Below are 8,092 nucleotides of genomic sequence, written 5' to 3'. Positions count from 1 at the left end.
TATTATCTAGTCTACTCAAATGGGGAAAGTCATAAGGTGGAGGCTACTGAGGAGAACCGTCGCACTTTACGCGAGAAGGTACGCAATCAGGAAATCCGTAAAGTTTTGGTAAAGTCGGATGTTTCTTTTATTGAAAATCAAACATTAGCAGAGATTTTAGAAAAATTAGAAGAAACTTATACTCGCCTACTTCCTTACTATGAGGTGACGAGGAAGTAAAATTTCTCAAAAATATCATAAATCGTTCAGTCCAAGAGTGAACAGTCCGCTGTGTAATTCTTGGTCTTTTTGTTTGTGTTTTCAAAATATATAATAAAGTTACAAAAACAATTCAAATAAAGGAGAACAGTTATGGAAGTCATTTCAAGTGTTCTAAATTGGTTTTCTAGCAATATTTTGCAGAATCCCGCATTTTTCGTGGGTCTCTTGGTACTAATTGGGTATGCGCTTTTGAAAAAGCCAGCTCATGAAGTCTTTTCAGGATTTGTAAAAGCGACAGTTGGTTATATGTTGCTGAACGTTGGTGCGGGAGGCTTGGTTACCACTTTCCGTCCGATCTTGGCAGCGCTCAACTTTAAATTTCAAATTGGTGCGGCAGTTATCGACCCTTACTTTGGACTAGCAGCCGCAAATAACAAAATTGCAGCTGAGTTTCCTGATTTTGTCGGAACTGCAACAACAGCCCTTTTGATCGGTTTCGGGGTCAATATTCTGCTAGTGGCTTTCCGTAAACTCACCAAAGTGAGAACTCTCTTTATCACAGGGCATATCATGGTGCAACAAGCAGCAACTGTTTCTCTTATGGTTCTCTTCTTGGTTCCACAATTGCGCAATGCTTACGGTACAGCGGCTATCGGAATTATCTGTGGACTTTACTGGGCAATTAGCTCAAACATGACTGTTGAAGCAACTCAACGTTTGACTGGTGGGGGTGGCTTTGCGATTGGTCACCAACAACAATTTGCTATTTGGTTTGTAGATAAAATCGCAGGACGTTTTGGTAAGAAGGAAGAAAGTCTAGACAATATTAAATTGCCTAAATTCCTCTCTATCTTTCATGATACAGTAGTTGCCTCTGCGACCTTGATGCTGGTCTTCTTTGGTGCTATTCTCTTGATCTTGGGACCAGAAATCATGTCAAATAAAGAAGTAATCACTTCAGGAACCTTGTTCAATCCTGCTAAGCAAGACTTCTTCATGTATATTATCCAAACAGCCTTCACCTTCTCAGTTTACTTGTTTATCTTGATGCAAGGTGTCCGCATGTTCGTATCTGAGTTGACAAATGCCTTCCAAGGTATCTCAAGTAAGCTTTTGCCAGGTTCATTCCCAGCGGTGGACGTTGCAGCTTCTTATGGATTTGGCTCTCCAAACGCTGTTTTGTCAGGTTTTGCCTTTGGTTTGATTGGTCAATTGATTACAATCGTTCTACTCATCGTCTTCAAAAATCCTATCCTTATCATCACAGGATTTGTACCGGTATTCTTTGATAATGCAGCTATCGCCGTTTACGCTGATAAACGTGGTGGTTGGAAAGCGGCAGTTATCTTGTCCTTTATCTCAGGTGTACTTCAAGTTGCCCTTGGTGCTCTTTGCGTAGCCCTTCTCGACTTGGCGGCTTATGGTGGTTACCATGGAAATATCGACTTTGAATTCCCATGGCTTGGATTTGGCTACATCTTCAAATACCTTGGTATTATTGGTTATGTGCTTGTTTGCCTCTTCTTGCTTGTCATTCCTCAAATTCAATTTGCCAAAGCTAAAGATAAAGAAAAATACTATAACGGCGAAGTACAAGAAGAAGCTTAGAATTTAGAAAAGGAGAAATAAAATGGTTAAAGTATTAGCAGCATGTGGAAATGGTATGGGTTCATCAATGGTTATCAAGATGAAGGTGGAAAATGCGCTCCGCAAGCTAAACCAAACAGACTTTACAGTAAACTCATGCAGTGTCGGCGAAGCTAAAAGTTTGGCAGCTGGCTATGATATCGTTATCGCCTCTCTTCACCTGATCCAAGAATTGGAAGGGAGAACAAATGGGAAGTTAATTGGGCTTGACAACTTGATGGATGATAAAGAAATCACTGAAAAACTCAGTCAGGCACTATAGAAGGTTGGAGGGGGCTGGACAGAAACTGTGAAGACTGGGTTCTGTCCTAGTCCCTCTTTACATAAAGGAGGCAACTATGAATTTAAAACAGGCTTTGATTGAAAATAATTCAATTCGATTGGGACTTGAGGCGGCTGATTGGAAAGAAGCAGTTAAGTTAGCGGTGGAACCCTTGATTGAAAGTGGCGCAATTTTACCAGAGTACTATGATGCGATTATTGAGTCAACAGAAGAATATGGTCCCTACTATATTTTAATGCCAGGGATGGCTATGCCCCATGCTAGGCCAGAGGCAGGTGTTCAGCGGGATGCTTTTTCACTGATTACCTTGCAAAAATCAGTTGTTTTTTCAGATGGAAAAGAAGTATCCGTCTTACTAGCTTTGGCTGCGACAAGCTCAAAGATTCATACAAGTGTAGCGATTCCACAAATTATTGCCTTGTTTGAGTTGGAAGATTCCATTGCCCGCTTACAAGGATGCCAGAGCAAAGAAGAAGTTTTGGATATGATTGAAGAATCAAAAAATAGTCCATACCTCGAAGGCTTGGACTTGGAAAGCTAAAAAGGAGTAGGAAGATGACAAAAAGAATACCAAATTTACAAGTTGCACTAGACCATTCAGATTTGCAAGGCGCCATTAAGGCTGCTGTAGCTGTTGGTCATGAAGTGGATATCATCGAAGCTGGTACTGTTTGCCTACTTCAAGTAGGGAGCGAATTAGTAGAAGTCTTGCGTAGCCTTTTCCCAGATAAGATCATCGTTGCAGACACCAAGTGTGCGGATGCTGGTGGAACGGTTGCCAAGAATAATGCTGTACGTGGAGCGGACTGGATGACTTGTATCTGCTGTGCAACCATTCCGACTATGGAAGCTGCTCTTAAAGCCATCACAGCTGAACGTGGAGATAGAGGTGAAATCCAAATCGAACTTTATGGAGACTGGACTTTTGAACAGGCTCAACTCTGGCTTGATGCGGGAATTTCCCAAGCAATCTATCACCAATCTCGTGATGCCCTGCTTGCTGGGGAAACTTGGGGCGAAAAAGATCTAAACAAGGTCAAAAAATTGATTGATATGGGCTTCCGTGTGTCTGTTACGGGAGGACTGGATGTGGACACACTCAAACTCTTTGAAGGAGTGGATGTCTTTACCTTTATCGCAGGTCGCGGAATTACCGAGGCAGCAGATCCAGCAGGCGCAGCACGTGCCTTTAAGGACGAAATCAAACGAATTTGGGGGTAATTTATGGCACGTCCAATTGGAATCTATGAAAAAGCTACACCCAAGCATTTTACTTGGTTGGAACGCTTGAATTTTGCAAAAGAATTGAGCTTCGACTTTGTTGAAATGTCGATTGACGAGCGTGATGAACGTTTGGCTCGTCTTGATTGGAGCAAGGAAGAACGATTGGAAATCGTGAAAGCCATCTATGAAACAGGAATCCGAATTCCGTCCATCTGTTTTTCAGGTCATCGTCGCTATCCAATGGGTTCAAACGATCCAGTTCTAGAAGAAAAATCGCTGGAACTGATGAAAAAATGTATCGAACTAGCTCAGGATTTGGGAGTTCGTACGATTCAGTTAGCTGGTTATGACGTTTATTATGAGGAAAAGTCCCCTCAAACACGTGAACGTTTCATCAAAAACCTCAGACAAGCTTGTGTCTGGGCGGAGGAAGCTCAGGTCATCTTAGCTATTGAAATTATGGATGATCCTTTTATTAATAGCATTGAAAAGTACTTGGCTGTTGAAAAAGAGATTGATTCACCTTATCTTTTTGTTTATCCAGATATTGGTAATGTCTCAGCTTGGCATAATGACGTTTACAGTGAATTTTATATCGGGCACCATGCCCTTGCAGCCCTCCACCTCAAGGATACCTATCCCGTGACCGAAACTTCAAAAGGACAATTCCGAGATGTTCCTTTTGGAACTGGCTGCGTCAACTGGGAAGCAGCTTTTGATATTTTGAAAAAGACCAACTATAATGGTCCTTTCCTAATCGAGATGTGGTCTGAAAACTGTGAAACAGTAGAAGAAACCAAAGTGGCTATCAAAGAAGCACAAGATTTCCTCTACCCATTAATAAAGAAAGCGGGTTTGATGTAAGATGAATCAAGTAATCAATGATATGAGAAAGCGTGTCTGCGAAGCTAATCAATCTCTTCCTAAACACGGCTTGGTTAAATTCACATGGGGCAATGTCTCAGAAGTGAATCGTGAGCTAGGCGTGATTGTTATCAAGCCATCGGGAGTAGATTATGATAAATTGACTCCTGAAAACATGGTGGTGACAGATTTGGATGGGAAGGTACTTGAAGGTGATTTGAGACCATCTTCCGACCTACCAACTCACGTGGAATTATATAAAGCTTGGCCTACCATTGGTAGTGTGGTTCATACTCACTCGACAGAAGCAGTGGGTTGGGCACAGGCGGGACGTGATATTCCATTTTATGGGACTACACATGCCGACTATTTTTATGGACCAATTCCTTGTGCTCGTAGCTTGACTCAGGATGAAGTTGAAGTAGCGTATGAAAAGGATACAGGTTTGGTCATTCTGGAAGAATTTGAACGTCGCGGTCTCAATCCGGTTGAAGTACCAGGGATTGTCGTTCGCAACCACGGTCCATTCACATGGGGCAAGAACCCTGAAAATGCAGTTTACCATTCAGTGGTTCTCGAAGAAGTTTCCAAGATGAACCGTTTCACAGAGCAAATCAATCCAAGAGTTGAACCTGCACCACAGCACATATTGGAAAAACATTACCAAAGAAAGCATGGACCAAATGCCTACTATGGTCAAAAATAAAAAACGGGCAATTGAAAAGAGGCTTGGAGGTATCTAGGCCTCGCTTTTGCAATAAACCTGAAAAGCAAACGAGCCCAATGATAAATATTATCATTGAAATATTTTTATTAAAGTGCTATGATAGGGAGACTGTTTGATTGATTGGTCCCGAATAATAGGAGGATAAGATGGTATTAGATAAAACGAGTTGTGAGCTATTGATGTACCTCCTGGATCAAGAATCTCCCAAAACGATTATGACCATTTCCAAAGATTTGGGTCAATCAAGGAGAAAGGTCTATTATCACGTTGATAAAATTAATGATGCATTGGGCAATCCTGAACACCACCTTGTTAGCCTTCCTCGTATTGGTATCTACTTAACGGAGGAGCAGAGACTTGCTTGTCAGCAACTTTTATCCGAAGTTGACTCCTACGAATATGTGATGAGCGGGGAAGAACGCATGCAGATGATGTTATTTTGGATTGGAATTTCCAAAGAACGCATCACTGTCGAAAAACTGATGGAATTAACAGAAGTTTCGCGGAACACCGTTTTGAATGATCTCAATACCATCCGTTACCAGTTAAGCCTAGAACAGTATCAGGTAACCCTGCAAGTAAGTAAATCACAAGGTTATTATCTTAGCGCCCACCCCTTAAATAAAATTCAGCATCTTCAATCGCTCTTATACCATATCTTTATGGAAGGAAATGGAGCTTTTGTTACCATTCTTGAAGATAAGATAAAGGATAGATTCCAAGGAGAGTTGCTTTTGTCTAGACAAATGCATCAATTTCTCAAGGAGCAAGTCCCTCTGGTTGAACAGGATTTAGGGAAAAAAATAAATCATCATGAAGTGACCTTTATGTTGCGAGTGCTTCCTTATCTGCTTTTAAGTTGTGATAATATCACGCGTCATCAAGAAAAGCATCAGGATATTGATCAAGATTTTTCCTTGATTCGTAAGAGAATAGAGTACAGAGTATCTGAAAGGCTGAGTGAGCGCCTTTTTGAGACATTTGAAATTTCTTTATCGGAACTCGAAATTTCTCTGTTGGCCATTCTCCTTTTATCCTATAGAAAGGATAGAGACGTCCATGCGGAAAGCGAAGACTTTCACCAGCTGAAAGTCACTTTAGAGGAATTTATTTGGCATTTTGAATCACAAACCAAGATGGAAATCGAAAACAAGGAAGACTTGTTACGTAACCTGCTGATTCACTGTAAGGCTTTGTTGTTTAGAAAGACCTATGGCATCTTTTCTAAAAATCCTCTTACTAAGCAAATCCGTTCCAAGTACAGCGAGCTCTTTATCATCACCAAAAAATGTGCCGAGATTTTGGAGGAAGCCTGGCTTGTACGCTTGACGGACGATGAGATTGCTTATCTGACGATTCACGTTGGTGGATTTTTGAAATACACTCCATCCTCGCAGAATGCCACCAAAAAAATTTATCTGGTTTGTGACGAAGGAGTAGGGGTTTCTAAACTGTTGCTCAAACAATGTCGTTTCTATCTTCCCAACGAACAAATCGGGGCAGTTTTCACAACAGAACAGTTTAAAAGTGTTGAGGATATTGCCTTGGTGGATTTGGTGATTACAACAAATGATGAACTAGAGAGTCGCTTCCCTGTCTTAAAGGTCAATCCTATCTTGGAGGCAGAGGATATCTTGCGTATAGTTGATTATCTGAAAAACAAGGTTTTTCGAAAAGACGGCAGAAGTTTCAGCGAAAATTTATCAACCATTATTTCAACTTATATACCGGATAAGCGTGCCGCAACGAAACTGCAGCAGGAGATTCAAAGTCTGATAAATCAAGAATTACTTATCCAGTCCTTTTTTGAAGAGTTATAACATGACAGTCCAATGATGAACACAAACCTGTGTTTTTCTTGGTCTTTTTTAATTTTCGGGCGGGTGTTATACTAAGTATGAAATGAAAACTTGAACAAAAAATGGAGGATGTCATAATGCCAAACGTAAAAGAAATTACAAGAGAATCATGGATTCTAGCGACTTTCCCAGAATGGGGAACATGGCTCAACGAAGAAATTGAAGAAGAAGTCGTTCCTGAAGGCAATTTTGCTATGTGGTGGCTAGGCAACTGTGGAACTTGGATTAAGACACCTGGTGGTGCTAACGTTGTGATGGACCTTTGGTCAAATCGCGGAAAATCTACTAAAAAAGTTAAAGATATGGTCCGTGGGCACCAAATGGCTAACATGGCAGGTGTACGTAAATTGCAACCAAACTTGCGTGTTCAACCGATGGTCATTGACCCATTTGCAATCAATGAGTTAGACTACTACTTGGTTTCCCACTTCCATAGCGATCATATTGATCCTTATACAGCCGCAGCTATTTTGAATAATCCAAAATTGGAACATGTTAAATTCATCGGACCTTACCATTGCGGACTTATCTGGGAAGGCTGGGGAGTGCCAAAAGAACGCATTATTGTAGTTAAACCAGGTGACACCATTGAACTCAAAGACATGAAGATTCATGCTGTGGAATCTTTTGACCGTACTTGCTTGGTAACTTTGCCAGTCAACGGTGCTGATGAAACAGGTGGAGAATTGGCAGGTTTGACTGTTACTGATGAAGAGATGGCTCAAAAAGCTGTTAACTATATTTTTGAAACACCAGGTGGTACTATTTATCACGGTGCAGACTCTCACTTCTCAAACTACTTTGCGAAACACGGAAAAGACTTTAAGATTGATGTTGCTTTGAACAACTATGGTGAAAACCCAGTTGGTATCCAAGACAAGATGACTTCAATTGATCTTCTTCGTATGGCAGAAAATCTGCGTGCTAAAGTCATTATCCCAGTTCACTATGACATCTGGTCAAACTTTATGGCTTCAACCAATGAAATTTTAGAACTATGGAAGATGAGAAAAGACCGTTTGCAGTACAACTTCCATCCATTTATCTGGGAAGTAGGAGGTAAGTACACTTATCCTCAAGATCAGCACCTAGTAGAATACCATCACCCACGTGGATTTGATGATTGCTTCGAGCAAGATTCGAATATCCAATTCAAAGCTTTGCTATAAAAACTGTTCAAATGATGTAAATTATTATCTGGAGGTTATCCGTATGTTGCACTATACGGATAATTTTCATATAATAGTAAAATAGGATGTGTGATTTATTAATCACCTCAAAGAGAAA

At 40.8% G+C, this 8,092-nt stretch carries 8 protein-coding genes and 1 pseudogene; all 9 read left to right on the top strand.

The genetic code is table 11. The annotated features are described in order from the left end of the window. Window positions 1-219 (top strand): annotated as a pseudogene (locus GMD1S_RS12455) (HI_0552 family protein); the annotation flags it as partial. A 132-nt stretch (window positions 220-351) separates the two neighbouring features. Further along, the gene (locus GMD1S_RS09685) at window positions 352-1,809 is read left to right on the top strand and encodes a PTS ascorbate transporter subunit IIC (protein ID WP_000452078.1); all 1,458 of its coding nucleotides are present in this window, start codon (window positions 352-354) and stop codon (window positions 1,807-1,809) included. A gap of 22 nt (window positions 1,810-1,831) precedes the next feature. Continuing rightward, a complete protein-coding gene (locus GMD1S_RS09680; protein ID WP_000241470.1) occupies window positions 1,832-2,110 on the top strand; it encodes a PTS sugar transporter subunit IIB in 279 nt (92 codons plus the stop codon). A 76-nt stretch (window positions 2,111-2,186) separates the two neighbouring features. After that, window positions 2,187-2,672 (top strand): PTS sugar transporter subunit IIA, encoded by a 486-nt coding sequence (locus GMD1S_RS09675; protein WP_001049934.1) that lies wholly within the window; start codon window positions 2,187-2,189, stop codon window positions 2,670-2,672. 14 nt (window positions 2,673-2,686) lie between these two features. Then, a complete protein-coding gene (locus GMD1S_RS09670) occupies window positions 2,687-3,352 on the top strand; it encodes a 3-keto-L-gulonate-6-phosphate decarboxylase UlaD (protein WP_000166723.1) in 666 nt (221 codons plus the stop codon). A gap of 3 nt (window positions 3,353-3,355) precedes the next feature. Then, the gene (locus tag GMD1S_RS09665; protein WP_000113588.1) at window positions 3,356-4,219 is read left to right on the top strand and encodes an L-ribulose-5-phosphate 3-epimerase; all 864 of its coding nucleotides are present in this window, start codon (window positions 3,356-3,358) and stop codon (window positions 4,217-4,219) included. Window position 4,220: 1 nt separating this feature from the next. After that, the gene (locus tag GMD1S_RS09660; RefSeq protein WP_001077565.1) at window positions 4,221-4,925 is read left to right on the top strand and encodes an L-ribulose-5-phosphate 4-epimerase; all 705 of its coding nucleotides are present in this window, start codon (window positions 4,221-4,223) and stop codon (window positions 4,923-4,925) included. A gap of 167 nt (window positions 4,926-5,092) precedes the next feature. Further along, window positions 5,093-6,766, top strand: a complete 1,674-nt coding sequence (locus tag GMD1S_RS09655) for a BglG family transcription antiterminator (protein WP_000242142.1) — start codon at window positions 5,093-5,095, stop codon at window positions 6,764-6,766. Between the two features lie 116 nt (window positions 6,767-6,882). Then, window positions 6,883-7,974, top strand: coding sequence for an L-ascorbate 6-phosphate lactonase (ulaG, locus tag GMD1S_RS09650; RefSeq protein ID WP_001134225.1), 1,092 nt, complete (start codon window positions 6,883-6,885; stop codon window positions 7,972-7,974). Window positions 7,975-8,092 lie beyond the last annotated feature (118 nt).

This window comes from Streptococcus sp. GMD1S, assembly GCF_000296875.1.
GTDB lineage: Bacteria > Bacillota > Bacilli > Lactobacillales > Streptococcaceae > Streptococcus.
The sequence above is the reverse complement of the archived record's forward strand: the minus strand, read 5'-3'. Positions and strand labels throughout refer to the sequence as shown.